Here is a 20987-nt window from a genome sequence, read left to right as displayed (position 1 = left end):
GCAGCCCGGATCGTGCAACGGGGGAGCGGGGTGGCGACGCCGGCGTGGCCGCCCCGCCGTACGACTAGGCTGGCCGGCCGGAGGTGGTGACGGGTGCGGCAGGCGACCGCCATGGCGAACGCGGCGGGACTGGTGGCGGGCTACGCGCTGGACTCGCTGCTCGGCGACCCCCGGCGCTGGCACCCGGTGGCCGGCTTCGGTCGCGCGGCCGGGGCCCTGGAGCGACGGATCTACCGGCCGGAGCGAGCGGCCGGCGCGGCGTTCACCGCGCTCGCGGTCGGGGCGCCGGTGCTGCTCGGGGCGGCCGCCGGCCTCGCCACCCGCCGTCACCCGGTGGCCCGGGCCGCGCTGGTGGCCGCCGGCACCTGGACGGTGCTGGGCGGGCGCACCCTGCGGCACGAGTCGCGGCTCATGGCCCGGGCGTTGCAGGCCGGCGACCTGCCCGCCGCCCGCGGCCGGCTCAACCACCTGTGCGGGCGGGACCCGTCGGCGCTCGACGAGCCCGAACTGGCCCGGGCCACCGTCGAGTCGGTCGCCGAGAACACCTCCGACGCGGTGGTCGCCCCGCTGGTCTGGGGCGCCGTCGCCGGGCTGCCCGGCCTCCTCGGCTATCGGGCCGCGAACACGCTCGACGCCATGGTCGGCCACCGCTCGCCCCGCTACGCCCGCTTCGGCACGCCGGCCGCCCGCCTCGACGACCTGCTCAACCTGCTCCCCGCCCGGCTGACCGGGCTGCTCACCGTCGCCGTGGCGCCGGCCGCACACGGGGACCGCGCGGCCGCCTGGCGGGTCTGGCGGCGCGACCGTAACGACCACCCGAGCCCGAACGCGGGCCAGTGCGAGGCCGCGATGGCCGGCGCGCTCGGCGTCCGGCTGGGTGGGCGCAACGTCTACTTCGGGCGCCAGGAGACCCGGCCGTTCCTCGGGGACGGGCCCCGGCCCGAGGCACGGCACCTGAAGCGGGCCGCCCGGATCTCCGGCGCGGTCGGGCTGGCCGCGCTCGGCCTCGCGGCGGCGTACCCGGTGACGGCCGGCCGCCTGGTCGGCGCCACCGGCCGCGCCGCACTGCGAGCCCTCGGCGGGGCGCGACCGGGGAGCGGGCCGGCAGTGGGGGGCGGGCGATGAGCGGCGGGCTGCTGGTCGCCGGGACCACCTCCGACGCCGGCAAGAGCGTGCTCACCGCCGGCATCTGCCGCTGGCTGCGCCGCCGGGGTGTGCGGGTCGCCCCGTTCAAGGCGCAGAACATGTCCAACAACTCGGCCGTGGTGGTCGGGCCGGACGGGCGCGGCGGGGAGATCGGCCGCGCCCAGGCCATGCAGGCCGCCGCCTGCGGGCTCGCCCCGGACCTGCGCTTCAACCCGGTGCTGCTGAAGCCGGGCAGCGACCACGCCAGCCAGGTGGTGCTGCTCGGCGAGGCGGTCGACACGGTCACCGCCGGCAACTACCGGGAGCTGCGTCCCCGGCTGGCCGGGACCGCGTACGCGGCGCTGGCCGAGCTGCGGGCCGAGTACGACGTGGTGATCTGCGAGGGCGCCGGCAGCCCGGCCGAGATCAACCTGCGGGCCGGCGACTACGTGAACATGGGGCTGGCCCGGCACGCCGGCCTGCCCGCCGTCGTGGTCGGCGACATCGACCGGGGCGGGGTGTTCGCCTCGATGTTCGGCACCGTCGCGCTGCTCGACCCGGCCGACCAGGCCCTGATCGCCGGTTTCGTGATCAACAAGTTCCGGGGCGACCTCGGGCTGCTCCGGCCGGGGCTGGACATGCTGCACCGGGTCACCGGCCGCCCGACCCTCGGTGTGCTGCCCTGGGCGCTCGACCTCTGGCTGGACGCGGAGGACTCGCTCGCGTACGGGCGGGTGCTCGGCCGGCCGGCGGCGCCCCGGGGCACGGACTGGCTCGACGTCGCGGTGGTCCGGCTGCCCCGGATCAGCAACGCCACCGACGTCGAGGCGTTGGCCACCGAGCCCGGCGTCCGGGTCCGGCTGACCATCGAGCCGGCCGAACTCGCCGCCGCCGACCTCGTGGTGCTGCCCGGCTCCAAGTCGACCGTGGCCGACCTGGCCTGGCTGCGGGAGACCGGCCTGGCCGACGCCGTCCTGGCGCACGCCGCCGCCGGTAAGCCGCTGCTCGGCATCTGCGGCGGGTTCCAGATGCTGTCCCGGGCCATCCACGATCCGGTGGAGAGCCGCCAGGGGAGCGTGCCCGGCCTCGGGCTGCTCCCCGTCGAGATCACCTTCGACGCGCGCAAGACGGTCCGGCGCGCCGCCGGCACCGCCGCCGGTGACGTGCCGGTGCACGGCTACGAGATCCACCACGGCCAGGTCTCCGCCGCCGACCCCGGCCTGCCGCCGCTGCTCCGCTACGCCGACGGCACCGGCGAGGGGGCCCGGCTGGGCACGGTGCACGGCACCCACTGGCACGGCGCCTTCGAGTCCGACGCCTTCCGGCGCCGCTTCCTGACCGAGGTCGCCGCGCTGGCCGGGCGGACCGGGTTCAAGGTCGCGCCGGACACGTCGTTCGCCGCCGCCCGGGAGCGCACTGTGGACCTGCTCGGGGACCTGGTCGAGGAGCACCTCGACACCGACGCGCTGTGGCGGCTGATCGAATCCGGCCCGCCCGCCGACCTGCCGTTCATCCCGCCCGGCGCGCCGACCGCCTGAACAAGCCACCACCCGACGGGCCAGGCAGGCCGGTTGCGGGGTCAGTAGCGGATGTCGGCGGGGCGGTCGGACATGGGCAGGCCGGCCTCCCGCCACCCCTGCACGCCGCCGATCATGTCGGTGGCCCGCCGCAGCCCGAGCGCCTGGAGGCTCGCGGCCGCGAGGCTGGAGCTGTAGCCCTCGCGGCACACCACGACGATCTCCCGGTCGTAGCTGGTCGACTCGGGAATGCGCCAGGCGCTCGCCGGGTCCAGCCGCCACTCCAGCACGGTCCGGTCGATGACGATCGCCCCGGGCAGCTCGCCCTGCTCGCGGCGCTGCAGGTCGGTGCGCGTGTCGACCAGCAGCGCCCCGGTGCGGACCGCCTCGACGGTGTCGTGCGGGGTGAGCCGGCGGAGGCCGGCCCGGGCCTGTTCGAGGAGGGCGTCGACGCCCGGACTCATCACGTCATGGAGCACATCCCGATGATGCCCACGGCGACCCGGACCCGCCCGGTGAACGGCCTGCTGGTGCCGCAGGATCCAGCGGACGGGGGACCGCTAGCGTCGGTCGGGTGACGGTGGCGGTGGTCGAGGCGTACGCCGGGCTGGCCCGGCGGGTGCTGGCCGGGTCGGCGCGGCTGGGGCGTACCCGGTTGGTGGCCGTCGACGGGCCGAGCGGCGCGGGCAAGAGCGTCTTCGCGACGCGCCTCGCGGACGCCGTGGCGGCGCTGCCCGGCGGCGCCCGGCCGCCGGTGGTCCGCACCGACGACCTGCTCGACGGCTGGGACGACCAGCTCACCTTCTGGTCCCGGCTGGAGGAGTGGGTGCTCGGGCCGGTCCGCGCCGGCCGGCCGGGGGCCTACCGCCGGTACAGCTGGCTGCGCCGGTGCTTCCTGGACCGGCCGGTGCCGGTGCCGGCCGGGCCGCTGCTGATCGTGGAGGGGGTGAGCGCCGCCCGGGCGGCGATCCGCCCGGAGCTGACCCTGGCGGTCCTCGTCACCGCGCCGGCCGGGTTGCGGCTGTCCCGGGCGCTGGCCCGCGACGGCGCGGAGATCCTGCCCGAGCTGCGCCGCTGGCACGCCGGGGAGCGGGCGCACTTCGCCGCCGACGGGACCGGGGCGGCGGCGGACCTGGTGGTCGACGGTGCCCCCGACCTGCCGCACGACGCGGAGCGCTACTACGTCCGCCGGTCCGGGTGGGCGGGCTCGGACGTCGTGGCCGGGTAAGGGCGGCATACGATTCCGGTCATGACCACACCGATCATGTCCGAGTCCGAGGTGCGGGCCGCCGTCGAGCGGGAACTGCCCGGCGTCCGTGCCGACCTCGAGCGACTCGTCCGCATCCCGGGCATCGCCTTCGAGGGCTTCGACCACTCGCACGTCGAGCGTTCCGCCGAGGCGGTGGCGGAGCTGCTGCGCGGCTCCGGCCTCGACACGAAGATCGTGCGCTCCGGCGGCCAGCCGGCGGTGATCGGGACGAAGCCGGCACCGCCCGGCGCGCCCACCGTCCTCCTGTACGCGCACCACGACGTCCAGCCGGTCGGCGACCTGTCGCTGTGGGAGTCCGACCCGTTCGAGCCGGTGGAGCGGGACGGCCGCCTCTACGGCCGCGGCGCCGCCGACGACAAGGCCGGCATCATGGCGCACATCGCGGCGCTGCGCGCGTACGGCGACCAGCTGCCGGTCGGCGTGGTCCTCTTCATCGAGGGCGAGGAGGAGTACGGCTCGGACTCGCTGGAGCAGCTGCTCATCGCGCACCGTGAGGAGCTCGCGTCGGACGTCATCGTCATCGCCGACTCCGGCAACTGGGACATCGGCGTGCCCGCCCTGACCACCTCCCTGCGCGGCATCGTCAACTGCTTCGTGGAGGTGCGCACCCTCGACCACGCCGTGCACAGCGGCATGTTCGGCGGCGCGGTGCCGGACGCGCTCACCACGCTGGTGAGACTGCTCGCCACGCTGCACGACGACGCCGGGAACGTCGCCGTCGAGGGGCTGGTCGGCCGCGAGGGCGCCACCGTCGACTACCCCGAGGACCGGTTCCGTGCCGAGGCCGGGCTGGTCTACGGCGCGGAGCTCTTCGGCACCGGCCGGATCACCGACCGGCTCTGGACCAAGCCGGCCCTCGCGATCCTCGGCGTGGACGCCCCGGCCACCGGGGAGGCGCCGAACGCGCTGGTCCCGGCCGCCAAGGCGAAGCTGAGCGTCCGGCTGGCGCCGGGTGACGACCCGAAGAAGGCGTACGCGGCGCTCATCGCGCACCTGGAGAAGTACGCCCCCTGGGGCGCGCAGGTCACGGTGACGTTCGAGCACGACGGCGCGCCCTGCGTCATCGACGCGACCGGGCCGATGTTCGACGCGGCGCGGGCGGCGTTCCGGGAGGCCTGGGACGGCACCGACCCCGTGGACATCGGCGTGGGTGGCTCGATCCCGTTCATCGCCACCTTCCAGGAGATGTTCCCCTCCGCGGCGATCCTGGTGACCGGCGTGGAGGACCCGCACGCCCGGGCGCACGGGCCGAACGAGAGCCTGCACCTGGGCGAGTTCGCCCGGGTCTGCGTGGCCGAGGCGCTGCTGCTGGCGAAGGTCGCCGAGGCGGGTGAGAACCGCACCTGAGGGTGTCGAAACCGTAACTTCGGGGCCGATGTCGGAGTTTGCGGTGTGTCGGGCGACGGGGTGTTATAGCCTCTCGAACATGCGTACGAACGACGAGATGTCGCGGCTCCAGGCCGCCGTCAGTGCTCTGGGGGACGTCGATGTCTCCGCGTGGCCCGAGGACGCGCTCAAGGAACAGCTCGGCGAGCTCTCGGCCGTGCTGGTCACGCTCGACACGCTGCTCACCCGGGTCGCCGACGAGGTGCGCGCCCGCGGTCTCCGCATCGAGGAACCGGTCTCGGCCTGAGCCGGCCCGGCGCTTCCGCCGATCTTGGAGAGTTGACGTTCCTGGGGGGCGCCAACTCTCCAAGATCGCTCCGGAAACGCCCCGGTGTCGGACGTGGCTGGCAGGATGAGGCACGTGCGGTTCCTTGAGCTGGCGGCCACGTCGGCCGCGGTGGGCGCCACCAGCGGCCGGCGGGCCAAGGTGGAGCTGCTGGCCGCCGCGCTGCGGTCGCTCGATCCCGACGAGGTGCCGGCGGGCGCCGGCTACCTGGCCGGCGAGCTGCGGCAGCGGCAGACCGGCGTGGGCTGGGCCGGCCTGCGTGACCTGCCCCCACCGGCGGCCGAGGCGACCCTGACCGTGGGCGGCGTCGACGCGGCCATCGAGGAGATCGCGGCGGTCGGCGGCGCGGGCTCGCAGGCCCGGCGGCGCGAGCTGGTCGGCCGGCTCTTCGCCGCGGCGACCGCCGACGAGCAACGGCTGCTGGTCGGCCTGTTCCGCGGCGAGCTGCGCCAGGGCGCCCAGGCCGGCCTGCTCACCGAGGCGGTGGCCCGGGCCGCCGACGTGCCGGTCGCGGCGGTCCGGCGGGCCCTGCTGCTCGCCGGCGACCTGCGGGCGGTGGCGGTCGCGGCGCTCGCCGGCGGGGCGCCCGCGCTGGCCGGGTTCGGGCTCCAGGTGGGCCGCCCGCTCGCCCCGATGCTGGCGCAGAGCGCGCCCTCGGTCGACGAGGCGCTCACCGCCACCGGCACCCCGGCGGTGGTCGACGTCAAGCTCGACGGCATCCGCATCCAGGTGCACCGGTCCGGCCACGACATCGCCGTGTTCACCCGCAGCCTGGACGAGATCACCGGCCGGCTGCCCGAGGTGGTGGCCGCCGTCCGCGCGCTGCCCGCCCGGGAGCTGGTGCTCGACGGCGAGGCGATCGGGCTGGACGCCGAGGGGCGCCCGCTGCCCTTCCAGGAGACCTCCAGCCGGGCCGCCCGGCGCACCACCCCGAGCGCCACCGCGCAGGCGCCGGTGGCTCCCGCCGTGCTCGCCGCGGCCGAGCGCGCCGGCGAGACCGTGCTGACGCCGTACTTCTTCGACCTGCTGCACCTCGACGGCGCGGATCTGATCGACCTGCCCGGCCGGGAGCGGTGGGCCGCGCTGGCCCGTGTGGTCGACCCGTCGCTGCTGGTCGGCCGCGTGGAGGTGGAGGACGCCGAGCAGGCCGGTGCGGCGTTCGCGGCCGCGGTCGACGCGGGCCAGGAGGGGGTGGTGGTCAAGGACCCGGCCGCCCCCTACGACGCCGGCCGGCGCGGCGCGGCCTGGGTCAAGGTGAAGCCCCGGCACACCCTCGACCTGGTGGTGCTGGCCGTGGAGTGGGGCAGCGGCCGGCGGCAGGGCTGGCTCTCCAACCTGCACCTGGGCGCCCGCGATCCCCGCACCGGCGAGTTCGTCATGCTCGGCAAGACGTTCAAGGGGCTCACCGACGAACTGCTGCGCTGGCAGACCGAGCGCTTCCTGGGCCTGGCCGTGGAGAAGGGCGACTGGGTGGTGCGGGTCCGGCCGGAGCAGGTGGTCGAGATCGCCTTCGACGGGGTGCAGACCAGCAGCCGCTACCCGGGCGGGATGGCGCTGCGCTTCGCCCGGGTGATCCGCTACCGGGACGACAAGAGCGCCGCCGAGGCGGACACCATCGACGCGGTGCGCGCCATCCACGCCGGCCGGGTCACGGGCTGACCCGTCGGGCCGGAGGCGGCGCGGCACCGCCTCCGGCGCGCGGCTCAGCCGACCGAGAGCGACCGGGCGTAGTTGACCTGGTTGTTGATCTGCTGCACCTGGAACTGGTCGGCCACGGGGATCCGGGCCACGTACTGGTGCCCGCCGTTGGTCACGGTCACCTGCACGGTGCCGTGGTGCCGGGTCTCCTTGATCAGCAGGAAGAGGAGGCTGAACACGGTCAGGCAGAAGAAGCCGAGGACCGCGGCGACGATGGCCCAGGTGGCCACCTTCTCCTCCTTCTGCCAGTGGTCCATGACGTGCCAGGAGGAACCGGCGAGCGGCAGGACACCGGCCGGGGTGCGGATCACCGGCGGCGTCACCATGATCTCGCCGATCTGCACGGCCACCACGGACTGCGCCGGCAGCAGTGGCCCCGCCGGCGGGGCCGATGCCGGCGGGTACGGAGCCGACGGCACCACCAGCGCCCCGGCGCCCGGCGCCGGCATCCCGACCGGCGGACCCGGCGGCGCCGAGAACGGCGCGGTAGCCGGCGGCGCGGAGAACTGTGCGGTAGCCGGCGGGGCGGAGAACTGCGCCGGCGGCGCGGAGAACTGCGCGGTAGCCGGCGGGGCGGAGAGCTGGGCGGCGGCCGGCGGGGCGGGGAGCACCGGCGGTGCCGGGAACCGCTCGGTCGGCGCGGCGGTGACCGGGGGATCCGCCGGTGCCGCGGCCAGCACCGGGAACTGCTCGGTGGGCGGCGGGACGGCCGGCGGCATGGCGGCCCACGGGTCGTACGTGGCCGGGGCCGGCGGCTCGGCGGGCGGCGGCGTCGTGGGATCAGGGGTCACCGCGAACCCCCACGATTGACGATCATGGGCGGACCCTACAGCGTCCCCGCTGCCCGGTGTGCCCACCGGATGTCCGGTTCGGACGGCTCGGCCGGCTCAGGCGGAGGTGGGGGAGGACGCCGGCTCGGCGGCCCGGTCCAGGGGCTCGCGCGGCCCGTCCAGGCCGGCCAGCCGCCGGGCCTCCCGGCGGGCGACCCAGCCGTAGCCGATGAGGCTCATCCCGGCGAAGAGCCACCACTGCACCACGTAGCCGAAGTTCTGCCAGTTGTTGGTGTGCCCGATCGGCACCGCCTGGAACGCCGGGTCGGCGGCCGGCGTCTGCTCGTCGAGCAGCACGTAGCCGCCGGACACCGGGTAGGGCAGCTGCTTCGCCAGCCGGGGGATGCTGATCCGCCGGGTCTCCAGCTTGCCGTCGCGCCGGTCGACCGTGCCGCCGCCGCTCTCGCTGGACACCAGCCGGCCGGTTACCGTCACCTCGCCGGTCGGCGCGGCCGGCACCTGCGGCTGGGCGGTGGCGTTCCCGCCGGGGACGGGCGGGATCCAGCCCCGGTCGACCAGCACGGCGCTGCCGTCGGCGAGGACCAGAGGGGTGAGCACTTCGAAGCCGACCTTGTTGTCGACGGTGCGGCCGCGGACCAGGACGATGTTCGCGCTGTCGTACCGGCCGGTGGTGGTCACCCGGGTCCAGGTGAGCCGGTCGGCCGGGGCCGGGCCGGCGGTGCCGGGGCCGCCGGTCGGGGCCGGCAGGGCGTCCCGCAGCGGGGCCGGTGTCATGGTGGCGCCGGCGTCGATCCGCTCGTTGATCGCCGTCCGGCCCCGGTAGCGGTCCAGCTGCCAGTTGCCGAGGAGGACCATCACCGCGGCCGCGACCAGGGTCAGCGCGAGATAGCCGAGCCAGCGCGGGGTCAGCAGGAACCGGTACACGTTGGCAAAGGCTACCCGTATGAGCGGCGCCACTGACCCGCACCGGGCCGGAACGGGCCGTTCGCCGGCCGTCGCGCGTCGGTCTGGGCGGGTATGGTCACGCGGGCGGAAACCACCGCAGAGCAGGAGTCGATGAATGACCGTCGTGCCGCGCGTCGTGCTGAGCGCGCCCTCCTCGGGGCACGGCACCGGTGCCCTCTCGCTCGGCCTGCTCGCGGCCCTCACCGACCGGGGGCTGGACGTCGCCGGGTTCAAGATCGGGCCGGACCAGGTCGACGCGGCCTATCTCGGGCTGGCGGCCGGGCGGCCGGGGCGCAACCTCGACCGGCGGCTGGTCGGCCCGGAGCGGGTCGCTCCCCTCTTCGCGCACGGCGCCGCCGGGGCCGGGTTCGCGCTGGTCCAGGGCACCATGGGGCTCTACGACTCGATCGCCGGCCGGCCGGAGACCGAGTCCACGGCGGCCGTCGCGACCGCGCTGCGCAGCCCGGTGGTGCTGGTGGTCGACGTGGCCGCCATGGGCCAGTCGGTGGCCGCCCTGGTGCACGGCTTCCGGGCCTACGACGAGCAGCTCTGGCTGGGCGGCGTGATCCTCAACCGGGTGGCCTCGCCCCGGCACGAGGCGATGCTGCGCGAGGCGCTCGACGACGTCGGGGTGCCCGTCTACGGCGCGCTGCGCCGGCACGAGCTGCCCCCGGTGCTGCCCGCCCGCCGGCACGGCGTGGTGCCGGTGGTCCAGCGCGACGCCGAGGCCGAGCGGGCGGTGCGCCGGCTCGGTGAGGGCGTGGCCGCCACGGTCGACCTCGACCGGCTGCTGGGGCTGGCCCGGTCCGCCCCGGAGCTGCCCGCCGCGCCGTGGTCGCCGGAGCCGGCCGGCCCGCCCGCCGGGGAGCGGCCGGTGGTCGCGCTGGCCGGTGGGCCGGGCGGCAGCTACAGCCACCCGGAGACCGCCGAGCTGCTGCGCGCGGCCGGCGCCGAGGTGGTCACCGTCGACCCGCTGCGGGACGAGGCGCTGCCCGCCGGGACCAGCGCGCTCGTCGTCGGCGGCGGGCTCCCCGAGACGTACGCGGAGCAGCTCTCCGCCAACCGCCGGCTCTGCATCGCGGTGGCCGAGCTGGCCCGCAGCGGCCGCCCGGTGGTGGCCGAGGGGGCCGGCCTGCTCTGGCTGGCCCGGGAGCTCGACGGCCGGCCCATGTGCGGGGTGCTCGACGCGGTCGGCGCGAGCCGGGACGGCCTGGTGGTCGGCTACCGGGAGGCGACCGCGGCCGGGGACAGCGTGGTGGCCCGGGCGGGCACCACGGTGGTGGGGCACAAGCAGCATGCCGCGGTGCTCAGCCCGCGGGCCGGTGAGCGGGCCGCCTGGCGCTGGGAGGGTGGCGCACCGGAGGGCTTCGTGTGGCGGGGCGTGCACGCCTCGCAGCTCGTGCCGCACTGGGCCGCGCACCCGGAGATCGCGGCCCGGCTGGTCGCGGCGGCCCTGGCCCCCGCGGAGGCCCCCGCGTGATCGGGCAGGTGGCGGTGCGCCGGTTCCCGGAGCTGACCGTCTCCACCCCGCGCACCGAGGTACGCCAGCTCGTCGCCGCCGACACCGAGGCGGTCGACGAGGTGTTCGCCGACCGGCAGACGCAGCGGTGGCTGCCGCTGGCCGACTCCGCGGGGCAGATAGACGGGCGGGCCTGGTGCACCGAGCTGGCGCGGCAGCGCCGGGACAGCGGCGACGGCGACCACTGGGCGGTGGTCCGCCGCGAGGACCGGCGGGTGGTCGGCTGCCTCTGGACCCGCCGCACCGACTGGGGCGCCCGGCTCACCGAGGTGTCCTACGCGATCGCCCCGCACGCCCGCGGTTACGGGCTGGCCGCCGAGGCGGTCGACGCGGTCGCCATCGCGCTGATCCTGGAGCACGGCTTCCAGCGCGTCGAGCTGCGGGTCGCCGCCGGCAACGTGGCCTCCCGCCGCGTGGCGGAGAAGGCCGGCTTCAGCTACGAGGGTCTCCTCCGCAACGCCGGCTTCGTCCACGGCGCCCGAGTGGACCTGGAACTCTGGTCCTTCGTCTCCGCCGACCTCCGCTGACCGGCGCCGGGACGGCGATCAAGAGGTTCGCGTCCGGATCCTGGACGCGAACCTCTTGATCAACCCGGGCGCACCCCCGGGCGGTTCCGGGACGGGTCAGCCGACGATCTGGTCGGACGGTGGGGTGAACTGGCGGGTGGGCTGGCCCTTCAGTGCGTCGCGGAGGGTCATGGCCACCGCGTCGACGGGCACCTGGGACAACCCGTCACCCACCGCGTTGAACGGGTTGTCCGGGTCGGCGATGAAGCTCGCGGCGGCCAGCTCCGGGGTGAAGCCGGCGAACCAGGCCGACCGCGTGCTGTCGGTGGTGCCCGTCTTTCCGGCGACCGGGCGGCCGACCGTGCCCCGCACGCTGTCCGCGGTCGACCAGCCGCCGCAGCCTCCCTTGGCCGGGGTGTCGCCGGTCGGGCAGCGGGCCGCGTCGGTGGCCGCCCGGGCCGCGTCGGCGCTGACCACCTGCCGGCAGCGCGGTTTGGCGACCTCCCGCTCCACCCCGCCCGCGGTCCTGTACATGGCCGGCGTGCCGTCCCGGTTCAGGATCGAGATGACCGGGATGGCCTCGCAGTACCGGCCCTCGGCCGCGACCGCGGCGTACGCGTTCGCCATCTCCAGCGGCGTGGCGTCGGAGACGCCGAGGGTGAACGCGCCCCACTTGTTCGCCTTGTCCGGCGCGGCGTGCTCACGGTCCACGTCGGTACGCCAGCGCAGCCCGAGCTGCTCGGCCAGGCGTACGCCCTTCTCCGCGCCGACCTGCTCCTCCAGCTGCACGAAGAAGGTGTTCACCGACTTGCCGAAGCCGGACCACATGGTCTGCACGCCGGTCATCGCGCCGCTGGCGTTCGACGGTGCCCACCCGTCGTAGACCTTCGACTGGTAGCGGTACGGCGAGTTGATGGTGTCGGAGAGCTTCGTCCCCGAGTTGAGCGCGGCGAGCATCGTGAACATCTTGAACGTCGATCCGGCCTGGTACCCGGGGAGTGTGCCCCCGCCGAGCAGTGGCGCGACCGTGTTCGGATAGTTCGCCTTGACGTTCGGGCCGGCCTCCGGGTTGGAGCTGTTCGGGTTCTCGGCCAGGTCGAGCGAATAGTTCCGGTTCACCGCCATCGCCTTGATCCGTCCGGTGCCCGGCTCGGCGACCACGATGCCGTTGGCGTACGGGCTGCCGGTGCCGTCCTTCGCGCCGACGTTCTTCTCCGCCGCCTCCTGGATCTTCGGGTCGAGGGCGAGCACGATGCGGTAGCCGCCCCGGCGCAGCTTGTCCATGCGTTCCAGCCGGTTGTCACCGAACGCGGGTTGGGTGCTCCACCAGTTCTTCAGGTAGTCGCAGTAGAAGCCCCAGGTCGACCGGTACTTCTCCAGCAGCGAGGCACAGTCGTTCGGCGGGTTGGTGAGCCGTAGCTGGATCGGCTCCGCCTTGGCCCGCGCCGCGGCGTCCGGCGAGAGGTAGCCGAGGCGGGCCATGTTGTCGAGCACGTAGTTGCGCCGGCCGGTGGCGTCCTTCTGGTCGGAGGTGATCGGGTCGTACTCCGAGGGGGACTTGACCAGTCCGGCCAGGGTGGCCGCCTCGACCGGGGTGAGCGTGGCCGGGGTCTTGGAGAAGAAGATCTGCGAGGCCGCGTAGATCCCGTACGCCCGGTGCCCGAAGTAGGCCGAGTTGAGGTAGCGCTCGAGGATCTGCTCCTTGCTGACGTGCTTCTCGATGTCCAGCGCCATGCGCATCTCCTTGACCTTGCGCAGGCTGGTCTGCTGGGTGGCCTCCTGGACCTCCTTCGGCGTCTTCGCGCTGTCCCGCAGGGCCATCCGGACGTACTGCATGGTGAGGGTCGAGGCGCCCTGGGAGACCCCGCCGGACCGGGCGTTGGACACGAAGGCCCGGGCCACGCCCTTCGGGTCGACGCCGTGGTGCTGGTAGAAGCGGTTGTCCTCGGCGGCGACGATCGCCTGCTGGATGTTCGGCGACATGTCCTGGATCTTGGTGTACTGCCGGTACTCCTCGTAGAACATCGTCAGCACGGTCTTGCCGTCCGGCGCGTACAGGTACGAGGTCTCGGCGGGCAGTGCGGTCTTGAGGATGTTCGTCTTCTGCTCCACTGCGTGTGCGGTGGCCTTGGCGCCGATGCCGGTGACGGCGGCCAGCGGATAGGCCGCGGCGGCGACCACGATGCCGGCGATGAGCCCGGCGCGGAGAAGGGGCACGGCACGACCAGCGGAGGCAAGGGGTCGGTTGCTCACGTGGTCAAGCTATGACATTTCCGATTCGGAAATGAGAAGAATTCATAAACGGGCGAGGGGGTTCAGTGGTGGTGACGCGGCCCACGCCGGGATCCGCTGTCCCGGGCGGCGGCTTCCCGGCAGGATCGCGGACATGCGTGCTCAGCTGATCGGGACCGCCGCTCCGGCGGGCGAGCCCGACCTCGGCCACCACGGGGACGCCGAGGCCACCCCCGGTCTGGTCGACCTCGCGGTCAACGTCCGCCGCGCCCCGATGCCGGACTGGCTGGCCGACCCGCTGGTCGCCGCGCTGGGCGCGCTGGCCGCGTACCCGGACCCCGGTCCGGCCCGGGCCGCCGTCGCCGCCCGCCACGGGCGTCCCCCGGAGGAGGTACTCCTCACGGCGGGCGCCGCCGAGGGCTTCGTGCTGATCGCCCGGGCGCTGCGCGAGGCCCGGCGGCCGGTGGTGGTGCACCCGCAGTTCACCGAGCCGGAGGCCGCCCTCCGGGCCGCCGGCCACACCGTCGAGCGGGTGCTGCTCGACTCGGGCGACGACTTCCGGCTGGACCCGGCCCGGGTGCCCGCCGACGCCGACCTCGTGCTGCTGGGCAACCCCACCAACCCCACCTCGGTGCTGCACTCCGCCGAGGCGGTCGCCGCGCTGGCCCGCCCCGGCCGGGTGCTGGTGGTCGACGAGGCGTTCGCCGACACCACCGCGGCCCCCGGCGTCGACGGCGAGCCCGAGTCGCTCGCCGCCCGCCGCGACCTGCCCGGCCTCCTGGTGGTCCGCAGCCTCACCAAGACCTGGGGACTGGCCGGTCTGCGGATCGGCTACCTGCTCGGCGACCCGGCGCTGCTCGCCCGGCTCGCCGCCGCCCAGCCGCTCTGGGCGGTCTCCACCCCGGCGCTCGCCGCCGCCACCGCCTGCGCGTCCCCGGCCGCCGTCGCGGCCGAGCGCACCATCGCCGCCGGGCTCACGGCCGACCGCGACCGCCTGGTGGCCCGCCTGTCCGGCCTGCCGGGGGTACGCGTCGTCGGCCGCCCCGCCAGCGCCTTCGTCCTGGTCCACCTGGCCGGCGCGGCCGCCGTGCGGGAGCGGCTGCGCGAGCGCGGCTGGGCGGTCCGCCGCGGCGACACCTTCCCCGGGCTGGGCCCGGACTGGCTGCGGATCGCGGTGCGCGATCCGGCGACGACCGACGCCTTCACCGACGTGCTGGCGGAGATCCTGGAGGCATGATGTTGGAGTCCACCCTCGCGGCGATCCGCCCGCTCGACGAGGCGGCCATGGCGGCGGCCCGCGAACTCCAGGGCCGGCTCACCAAGCCCGCCGGTTCGCTCGGCGCGCTGGAGCCGCTCTCCGTACGCCTCGCCGGCCTGGCCGGGACCTGCCCGCCGCCGCTGCCCGAGCCGGCCGCGGTGGCGATCTTCGCGGGCGACCACGGCGTGCACGCCCAGGGCGTGACCCCGTGGCCGCAGGAGGTCACCGCCCAGATGATCGGCAACTTCCTGGCCGGTGGTGCGGTGGTCAACGCGTTCGCCCGGCAGGCCGGCGCCTCGGTCACCGTGGTGGACGTCGGCGTGGCCACCCCGCTCCCGGCCGACCCCGCCGCCAACCCGGCCGGCCCCCGCCTGGTGGCGGCGAACGTGCGGCCCGGCACCCGGGACCTGACGGTCACCGCCGCGCTCACCCGGGACGAGGCCCGCGCGGCGCTGGAGACCGGCATCCGGGTGGCCGGGGACCTGGTCGACGCCGGGGCGGGCATCCTGCTCACCGGGGACATGGGCATCGGCAACACCACCCCGGCTGCCGCGCTGATCGCCGCGTTCACCGGGGCCGACCCGGCGGCGGCGACCGGCCGGGGCACCGGTGTGGACGACGAGACGTACGACCGCAAGGTCGGCGTGGTGCGGGCCGCGCTGGACCGGCACGCGCCGGATCCGGCGGATCCGCTTGGGGTGCTGGCCGCGGTCGGCGGCCTGGAGCACGCCGCGCTGGCCGGGCTGATCCTCGGGGCCGCCGCGCGCCGCGTGCCGGTGCTGCTGGACGGCGTCATCGCGGTCAGCGCCGCTCTGGCGGCCGCCGCGTTCGCGCCGGAGGCGGTCGGCGCCATGGTCGCCGGGCACCGCTCGGCCGAGCCGGGCGCCACGGCCGCGCTGCGGCACCTCGGCCTCGACCCGCTCATCGACCTCGGGCTGCGTCTCGGCGAGGGCACCGGCGCGCTGCTCGCGCTGCCCGTCGTCACCGGCGCGGTCCGGGTGCTGCACGAGGTCGCCACCTTCGACTCGGCGGGAGTGGCCGAGAAGTGAGCGGCAACCCGTACCCCCTCGGGTTGCGGCTGGCCGGCCGGCGGGTGGTCGTGGTCGGTGGGGGAGCGGTGGCCACCCGGCGGGTGCCCGCGCTGCTCGACGCGGGCGCGGACGTCCTGCTGGTGGCACCGGAGCTGACCCCGGCGCTGCGGGCGCACGCGGACGCCGGCCGGCTGCGCTGGGAGCCGCGCCGCTTCGTCCCGGACGACCTGGACGGCGCCTGGCTGGTCCAGGTGGCCGTGGACGACCGGATCGCCGCGGCCGCGGTCAGCGCCGCCGCCGCCGAACGGCGGATCTTCTGCGTCCGCGCCGACGACCGGGCCGCGGCCACCGCGTGGACCCCGGCGGTGACCCGGCACGGCCCGGTCACCGTCGCGGTGCTGGGCGGCGGCGACCCCCGCCGGGCGATGAGCGTCCGGGATGCGGTGCGGGAACTGCTGGCCGCCCGGGCCGGCCAGCCGCCCGCCTCCGAGCCCGGCATCGGGCCGGGGGTGCCGTCCGGTACGGCGTCCGCCGGGTCCGGGGCCGCCGGGGCCCCGTCGGCGGGCCGGGTGGCGCTGGTGGGTGCGGGGCCGGGCGACCCGGAGCTGATCACCCTGCGGGGCTGGCGGCTGCTGACCGAGGCGGAGGTGGTGGTCGCCGACCGGCTCGTCCCCGGGCTGCTCCTCGACGAGCTGCGGCCGGACGTCGAGCTGGTCGACGCCTCCAAGATCCCGTACGGGCCGGCCCGGGCCCAGGAGGAGATCAACCGGATCCTCGTGAACCGCGCCCGGGCCGGGAAGGTCGTGGTCCGGCTCAAGGGCGGCGACCCGTACGTCTTCGGCCGGGGCGGCGAGGAGCTGCTGGCCTGCGCCGAGGCGGGCGTGCCGGTGACCGTGGTGCCCGGCGTGACCAGCGCCGTCTCGGTACCCGCGGCGGCCGGGGTGCCGGTCACCCACCGGGCGGTGGCGCACGAGTTCACCGTGGTCTCCGGGCACGTCGCGCCCGACTCGCCGGCCTCGCTGGTCCGCTGGGAGTCCCTGGCCGGCCTGCGCGGCACCCTGGTGATCCTCATGGGCCTGAAGAACCTCGCGGCGATCAGCGCCACCCTCGTGGCGCACGGCCGGCCCGCCGGGACGCCGGCCGCGGTGATCCAGGAGGGCACGACGAGCGGGCAGCGGTCCCTCCGCTCGACCCTCGGCACGGTGGCCGCCGACGTCGAGTCCGCGGGCCTCCGCCCGCCCGCCATCGTCGTGGTCGGGGACGTGGTCGGGACCCTCGACACCTGATCCAGACGCAGGCGAGCGGCCCGGGACCAGCCGGTCCCGGGCCGCCGTCGTAGCCGGTCAGCTCACTGCTTGAGCATGTTGTCCAGCATCAGGGCGCAGCGGATCAGCCCGAGATGGCTGTACGCCTGCGGGTGGTTGCCCAGCCCGCGCTCGGCCAGCGGGTCGTACTGCTCGGGGAGCAGCCCGGTCGGCCCGGCCGTGTCGACCATCTGGGCGAACAGCTCCTCCGCGTCGGTGCGCCGGCCGGTGCGCAGGTACGCCTCGATCAGCCACGCCGTGCAGATGTGGAAGCCGCCCTCCCGGCCGGGCAGGCCGTCGTCCCAGTGGTACCGGTAGACGACCGGGCCGCTGCGCAGCTCCGCCTCGATCTTCAGCACCGTCGACAGGAAGCGCGGGTCGTCCCCGGCGAGCAGGCCCGAGATGCCGATCCAGAGCGACGAGGCGTCCATCTCCTCGTAGCCGTAGGCGACGCTGTAGGCCTCCGCCTCCGGGTGCCAGCCGTGCTCCAGCACGTTGTCGGCGATCCGGTCGCGCAGCTCGACCCACTCCGGCCGGTCCTCGCCGCCGTGCTGCCGCACCACGTGCAGCGCCCGGTCGACGGTCATCCAGAGCATGACCTTGGAGAAGACGTGGTGCCTGGGTGGGAGGCGGGCCTCCCAGATGCCGTGGTCGGGCTCGTGCCAGCGGCGGCGGACCGCCTCGACCATGTTCTCCAGCACCCGCCACTCGTCGTCGCGTACCGAGCCCCGGGCGTCGGCCACCGCGGCGATCAGGTCGGCGACCGGGCCGAAGACGTCGAGCTGGAGCTGGTGGTTGGCGAGGTTGCCGACCCGGACCGGCCGGGAGCCGGCGTAGCCGGGCAGGGTGTCGATGACGGCCTCGGCGCCCAGCTCGTAGCCGTCGACCGTGTAGAGCGGGTGCAGCCGTTCCGGGTGCCCGCCGGTGCGGTCGATGACGCCGTCGACCCAGCGCAGCAGGCCCTCGGCCTCCTCGGTGGAGCCGAGGTCGACCAGCGCGCGGGCGGTCATCGCCGCGTCCCGCAGCCAGCAGTAGCGGTAGTCCCAGTTGCGGACGCCGCCCAGCTCCTCGGGGAGCGAGGTGGTCGCCGCGGCGAGGATCGAGCCGGTCGGCTCGTGGCAGAGCCCGCGCAGGGTGAGCGCGCTGCGGGCCACCAGGTCCCGGGCGGTGGCGGGCAGCCGCAGCGAGGCCACCCAGTCCTTCCAGGGCTGCTCGGCGGCGGCCTGCCGCTCGTGGATCGGCACCCGGTGGTGTTCCAGGCTCTGGGTGCCGAAGCGCAGCTCCAGCACCACCTGGCCGCCGGCGGCGGACAGGTCCACCACGGCCTTGGCGGACTCGTAACCGGCGTCGCTCGTGACCTCCCACTCGACGCCGGGCGAGTAGAGGGCCACCGGCTCGTTGGAGCCGAGCACCAGCAGCCCGTCGTCCAGCGGCTGGAGCTGCACGGCGACCTGACCGAACTCGGGACGCGGGGCGAACTCGATCCGGGCCCGGCCGGTGCCGCTGAGCACCCGGACCAGGGTCGAGTCGCCCGTGACGACGGCCGGGCCGTCCGCCGTGGTCTCCCGTGCCGGCAGGTCCAGCCAGTCGGTCACGGTCAGGCCGGACCAGCGGGTCTCCACGGTCATGGTGTTGCTGCGGTAGCGCTGGCCCAGCGGGATGCCGCCCCGCTGCGGACCGACGGTGAAGTGCCCGGCCGGGCTGCCGCCGACCAGGTCGGCGAAGATCGCCGCCGAGTCCGGCTTCGGGTGGCACAGCCAGGTGATCTTCGCTTCGGGGGTGACCAGCGCGACCGTGCGGCCGTTGGCCAGCATCGAGTGCCGCTCGATCGGCACCGCCCGCTCGCCGAACAGCCAGTGCCGCCGGGTCTCCAGCAGCAGGCCCAGCGCCCGGGCGGCCTCGATGGGCTCGGCCACCCGGTAGTCCGCCTGGGTGTCACCCGGGCCGATCTTGATGCCGACGTCCGGCCCGTGCAGGTTGCCGAAGGCGTTCTCATCGGTGACGTCGTCGCCGATGAACAGCACCGCGCTGGCCGCGAGCTGGGTCCGGAGCTGGTCGACCGCGGTGCCCTTGTGGGTCGCCACCACCGACAGCTCGATGACCTCCTTGCCCTGGGTGACGGTGACGTCCTCCCAGGTGGCCGGGCCGCTCCGGACCGCCTCGATGGCCGCGGCGGCGATCTGCGGGTCGACCCCGCGCGTGTGCACGGCGACGCTGGCCGGCTTGCGCTCCAGGCGTACGCCCGGGTGGGCCGCGGCGATCTCGCGCAGCTCGTTGCGCAGCCGGTGCCGGACCGCGATCAGCTCCGGCGTGAGCCGCTCGACGAAGCCGATGTCGAACTCGGAACCGTGGCTGCCGACCAGGTGCACCTCGCTGGGCAGCCGGGAGAGCGTGGCCAGGTCGCGCAGCGCGCGGCCGGAGACCACCGCGACGCTGGTCTGCGGCAGGGACGCGAGGGCGCGGACCGCGGCCACCGACTCGGGCAGCGGCACGGCCTTGCTCGGGTCCTCGACGATCGGCGCGAGCGTGCCGTCGTAGTCGCAGGCGACCAGGAGCTGGGGGACCCGGGCGATCCGGCCGATGGCGGCACGCAGCTCGGGATCCATCACCCCGCCGTGCGGAGTGGTGGTGGCAGGAGAAGTCACAACATCACCCTTGTTCGCGACTGCGGGGCACGCAAGATCGGCTCACTCCTCGCGCTCACGCAGCCTCCGCATCGGGCACGCCGAGCTCGGTCAGGAACGACTTGGCCCAGTGGCCGACGTCGTGGCTGCGCAGGTGGCGTTGCATTATCCGCATCCGCCGCCGGGCCTCGGGTTTCTCGACGTGCACGGCGCGCAGCAGCGCGTCCTTGACCGCGTCGGGGTCGTGCGGGTTGCACAGGAAGGCCTGGCGCAGCTCGGTGGCGGCGCCGGCGAACTCACTGAGCACGAGCGCGCCGCCCTGGTCGGCGCGCGATGCGACGTACTCCTTGGCCACCAGATTCATTCCGTCTCGCAGCGGGGTCACCATCATCACGTCTGCCGCGACGTACATCGCGGCCAGTTCGGAGCGACTGTACGACTGATGCAGATAATGCACCGCCGGCACGCCCACCCGTCCGAATTCGCCATTAATCCGGCCGACCTCGCGTTCCACCTTCACCCGAAGTGCCTGGTAGTGCTCCACCCGCTCGCGGCTCGGCGTGGCGACCTGCACCATAACCGCGTCGGGGACTGTCAACTTTCCGTCAGCGAGAAGTTCGCGGAAGGCCTTCAGGCGGAGCTCGATGCCCTTGGTGTAGTCGAGCCGGTCGACGCCCAGGACGATCGTCTTCGGGTTGCCCAGCTCCTCACGGATCTGCTTGGCCCGGGCCTGGATCGCCGGGTCCTCGGCCAGCCGCTCCATCTCCCGGGTGTCGATCGAGATGGGGAACGCGCCGGCCTTCACCTGCCGGCCGTCGACCTGGATCATCTGCCCCTCGTAGCGGAGGCCGAGCAGGTGCCGGGCCAGCCGGACGAAGTTCTGCGCCGCCAGCCGCTGCTGGAAGCCCACCAGATCGGCGCCCAGCAGGCCGCGCAGGATCTCGGTGCGGAACGGCATCTGCATGAACAGCTCGATCGGCGGGAACGGGATGTGCAGGAAGAACCCGATCCGCAGGTCCGGCCGCAGCTCGCGGAGCATGGCCGGCACGAGCTGGAGCTGGTAGTCCTGCACCCACACCGTGGCGCCCTCGGCCGCGACGTCCGCGGCGGCTTCCGCGAACCGGGCGTTGACCAACCGGTACGCCTCGCGCCAGCGCCGCTTGTAGGCCGGGGTCTCGACCGCGTCGTGGTAGAGCGGCCAGATCGTCGCGTTGGACTGCCCCTCGTAGTAGCGCTCCAGCTCCTCGGCGCTTAGCGGTACCGGGTGCAGCCGGATCCCCTCCAGGTCGAAGGGCTCGGGGGCGGCGCCGGTGCCACCGGCCCAGCCCACCCAGGTGCCCTGGTGCTCGGCGAGGACCGGGTGCAGCGCGGTCACCAGGCCGCCCGGGCTGCGACGCCACTGCCGCCCTTCGGGTGTGCTCACCTCGTCGACCGGCAGTCGGTTCGCCACAACGACAAAGGAGCTACGGACGGTCACGATCGGCCACCTCCGGGT

The 20987-nt window shown here is 75.1% G+C and carries 17 protein-coding genes; 11 read left to right on the top strand and 6 right to left on the bottom strand.

Features of this window, described 5'->3' with window-relative positions:
- Positions 1-93: 93 nt before the first annotated feature.
- Both ABZW14_RS11120 and ABZW14_RS11115 read left to right on the top strand, forming a co-directional pair.
- A complete protein-coding gene (locus tag ABZW14_RS11120) occupies positions 94-1125 on the top strand; it encodes a cobalamin biosynthesis protein (protein ID WP_355343386.1) in 1032 nt (343 codons plus the stop codon).
- A complete protein-coding gene (locus ABZW14_RS11115) occupies positions 1122-2663 on the top strand; it encodes a cobyric acid synthase (RefSeq protein ID WP_355343383.1) in 1542 nt (513 codons plus the stop codon). The genes ABZW14_RS11120 and ABZW14_RS11115 overlap by 4 nt, the downstream gene beginning before the upstream one ends.
- A gap of 41 nt (positions 2664-2704) precedes the next feature.
- Here ABZW14_RS11115 and ABZW14_RS11110 read toward each other — a convergent pair whose 3' ends face one another.
- Complete coding sequence (locus tag ABZW14_RS11110) at positions 2705-3106, bottom strand: rhodanese-like domain-containing protein (RefSeq protein WP_355343918.1); 402 nt, start codon at positions 3104-3106, stop codon at positions 2705-2707.
- Positions 3107-3216: 110 nt separating this feature from the next.
- On the opposite strand from ABZW14_RS11110, the gene ABZW14_RS11105 reads away from it, so the two are divergent.
- The 4 genes from ABZW14_RS11105 (at position 3217) to ABZW14_RS11090 (ending at position 7243) form a co-directional block, all read left to right on the top strand.
- Complete coding sequence (locus ABZW14_RS11105; protein ID WP_355343380.1) at positions 3217-3870, top strand: hypothetical protein; 654 nt, start codon at positions 3217-3219, stop codon at positions 3868-3870.
- 36 nt (positions 3871-3906) lie between these two features.
- The gene (locus tag ABZW14_RS11100; RefSeq protein ID WP_355343915.1) at positions 3907-5259 is read left to right on the top strand and encodes a dipeptidase; all 1353 of its coding nucleotides are present in this window, start codon (positions 3907-3909) and stop codon (positions 5257-5259) included.
- A 79-nt stretch (positions 5260-5338) separates the two neighbouring features.
- Positions 5339-5545 (top strand): hypothetical protein, encoded by a 207-nt coding sequence (locus ABZW14_RS11095; RefSeq protein ID WP_091269681.1) that lies wholly within the window; start codon positions 5339-5341, stop codon positions 5543-5545.
- Positions 5546-5650: 105 nt separating this feature from the next.
- Entirely contained in the window at positions 5651-7243 is a 1593-nt protein-coding gene (locus tag ABZW14_RS11090; protein WP_355343376.1) for an ATP-dependent DNA ligase, read from the top strand.
- Between the two features lie 44 nt (positions 7244-7287).
- Here ABZW14_RS11090 and ABZW14_RS11085 read toward each other — a convergent pair whose 3' ends face one another.
- The gene (locus ABZW14_RS11085; protein ID WP_355343373.1) at positions 7288-8073 is read right to left on the bottom strand and encodes a hypothetical protein; all 786 of its coding nucleotides are present in this window, start codon (positions 8071-8073) and stop codon (positions 7288-7290) included.
- 96 nt (positions 8074-8169) lie between these two features.
- Entirely contained in the window at positions 8170-8997 is an 828-nt protein-coding gene (locus ABZW14_RS11080; RefSeq protein WP_355343370.1) for an SURF1 family protein, read from the bottom strand.
- A 136-nt stretch (positions 8998-9133) separates the two neighbouring features.
- Between ABZW14_RS11080 and ABZW14_RS11075 the strand changes: the two genes are divergently transcribed.
- Both ABZW14_RS11075 and ABZW14_RS11070 read left to right on the top strand, forming a co-directional pair.
- Positions 9134-10498: a cobyrinate a,c-diamide synthase gene (locus ABZW14_RS11075; protein WP_355343367.1), complete on the top strand. Its 1365-nt coding sequence runs from the start codon at positions 9134-9136 to the stop codon at positions 10496-10498.
- Complete coding sequence (locus ABZW14_RS11070) at positions 10495-11064, top strand: GNAT family protein (protein WP_355343364.1); 570 nt, start codon at positions 10495-10497, stop codon at positions 11062-11064. The genes ABZW14_RS11075 and ABZW14_RS11070 overlap by 4 nt, the downstream gene beginning before the upstream one ends.
- Before the next feature lie 96 nt (positions 11065-11160).
- On the opposite strand, the gene ABZW14_RS11065 is transcribed toward ABZW14_RS11070, so the two are convergent.
- Positions 11161-13296 carry a transglycosylase domain-containing protein gene (locus tag ABZW14_RS11065; protein ID WP_355343361.1) on the bottom strand — a complete coding sequence of 712 codons (2136 nt, stop codon included), beginning with the start codon at positions 13294-13296 and terminating at the stop codon, positions 11161-11163.
- Between the two features lie 133 nt (positions 13297-13429).
- Here ABZW14_RS11065 and cobC point away from each other — a divergent pair, with 133 nt between their 5' ends.
- From cobC to cobA, 3 genes are read left to right on the top strand one after another with little or no spacing between them, the layout of a single operon-like run.
- Positions 13430-14512, top strand: coding sequence for an Rv2231c family pyridoxal phosphate-dependent protein CobC (cobC, locus tag ABZW14_RS11060; protein ID WP_355343358.1), 1083 nt, complete (start codon positions 13430-13432; stop codon positions 14510-14512).
- The gene (cobT, locus tag ABZW14_RS11055) at positions 14512-15582 is read left to right on the top strand and encodes a nicotinate-nucleotide--dimethylbenzimidazole phosphoribosyltransferase (RefSeq protein ID WP_355343912.1); all 1071 of its coding nucleotides are present in this window, start codon (positions 14512-14514) and stop codon (positions 15580-15582) included. The genes cobC and cobT overlap by 1 nt, the downstream gene beginning before the upstream one ends.
- Positions 15579-16850 (top strand): uroporphyrinogen-III C-methyltransferase, encoded by a 1272-nt coding sequence (gene cobA, locus ABZW14_RS11050; protein WP_355343355.1) that lies wholly within the window; start codon positions 15579-15581, stop codon positions 16848-16850. The genes cobT and cobA overlap by 4 nt, the downstream gene beginning before the upstream one ends.
- 62 nt (positions 16851-16912) lie before the next feature.
- Here cobA and otsB read toward each other — a convergent pair whose 3' ends face one another.
- Together otsB and ABZW14_RS11040 are read right to left on the bottom strand one after the other, a co-directional pair.
- Entirely contained in the window at positions 16913-19474 is a 2562-nt protein-coding gene (gene otsB / locus ABZW14_RS11045) for a trehalose-phosphatase (RefSeq protein ID WP_355343909.1), read from the bottom strand.
- 94 nt (positions 19475-19568) lie between these two features.
- Positions 19569-20969, bottom strand: a complete 1401-nt coding sequence (locus ABZW14_RS11040; protein ID WP_046566252.1) for a trehalose-6-phosphate synthase — start codon at positions 20967-20969, stop codon at positions 19569-19571.
- Positions 20970-20987 lie beyond the last annotated feature (18 nt).

It is taken from the genome of Micromonospora sp. NPDC004551 (genome assembly GCF_040609975.1).
Classification (GTDB): Bacteria; Actinomycetota; Actinomycetes; order Mycobacteriales; family Micromonosporaceae; genus Micromonospora.
This window is presented reverse-complemented; position numbering and strand designations above follow the sequence as displayed.

Excerpts from the sequence above, each read along its gene's own strand:
- otsB (WP_355343909.1), bottom strand. The coding sequence starts at position 19,474 with ATGGATCCCGAGCTGCGTGCCGCCATCGGCCGGATCGCCCGGGTCCCC.
- ABZW14_RS11115 (WP_355343383.1), top strand. The coding sequence starts at position 1,122 with ATGAGCGGCGGGCTGCTGGTCGCCGGGACCACCTCCGACGCCGGCAAG.
- ABZW14_RS11100 (WP_355343915.1), top strand. The coding sequence starts at position 3,907 with ATGTCCGAGTCCGAGGTGCGGGCCGCCGTCGAGCGGGAACTGCCCGGC.
- cobT (WP_355343912.1), top strand. The coding sequence starts at position 14,512 with ATGTTGGAGTCCACCCTCGCGGCGATCCGCCCGCTCGACGAGGCGGCC.
- ABZW14_RS11075 (WP_355343367.1), top strand. The coding sequence starts at position 9,134 with ATGACCGTCGTGCCGCGCGTCGTGCTGAGCGCGCCCTCCTCGGGGCAC.
- cobC (WP_355343358.1), top strand. The coding sequence starts at position 13,430 with ATGCGTGCTCAGCTGATCGGGACCGCCGCTCCGGCGGGCGAGCCCGAC.
- ABZW14_RS11095 (WP_091269681.1), top strand. The coding sequence starts at position 5,339 with ATGCGTACGAACGACGAGATGTCGCGGCTCCAGGCCGCCGTCAGTGCT.
- ABZW14_RS11090 (WP_355343376.1), top strand. The coding sequence starts at position 5,651 with ATGAGGCACGTGCGGTTCCTTGAGCTGGCGGCCACGTCGGCCGCGGTG.
- ABZW14_RS11110 (WP_355343918.1), bottom strand. The coding sequence starts at position 3,106 with ATGAGTCCGGGCGTCGACGCCCTCCTCGAACAGGCCCGGGCCGGCCTC.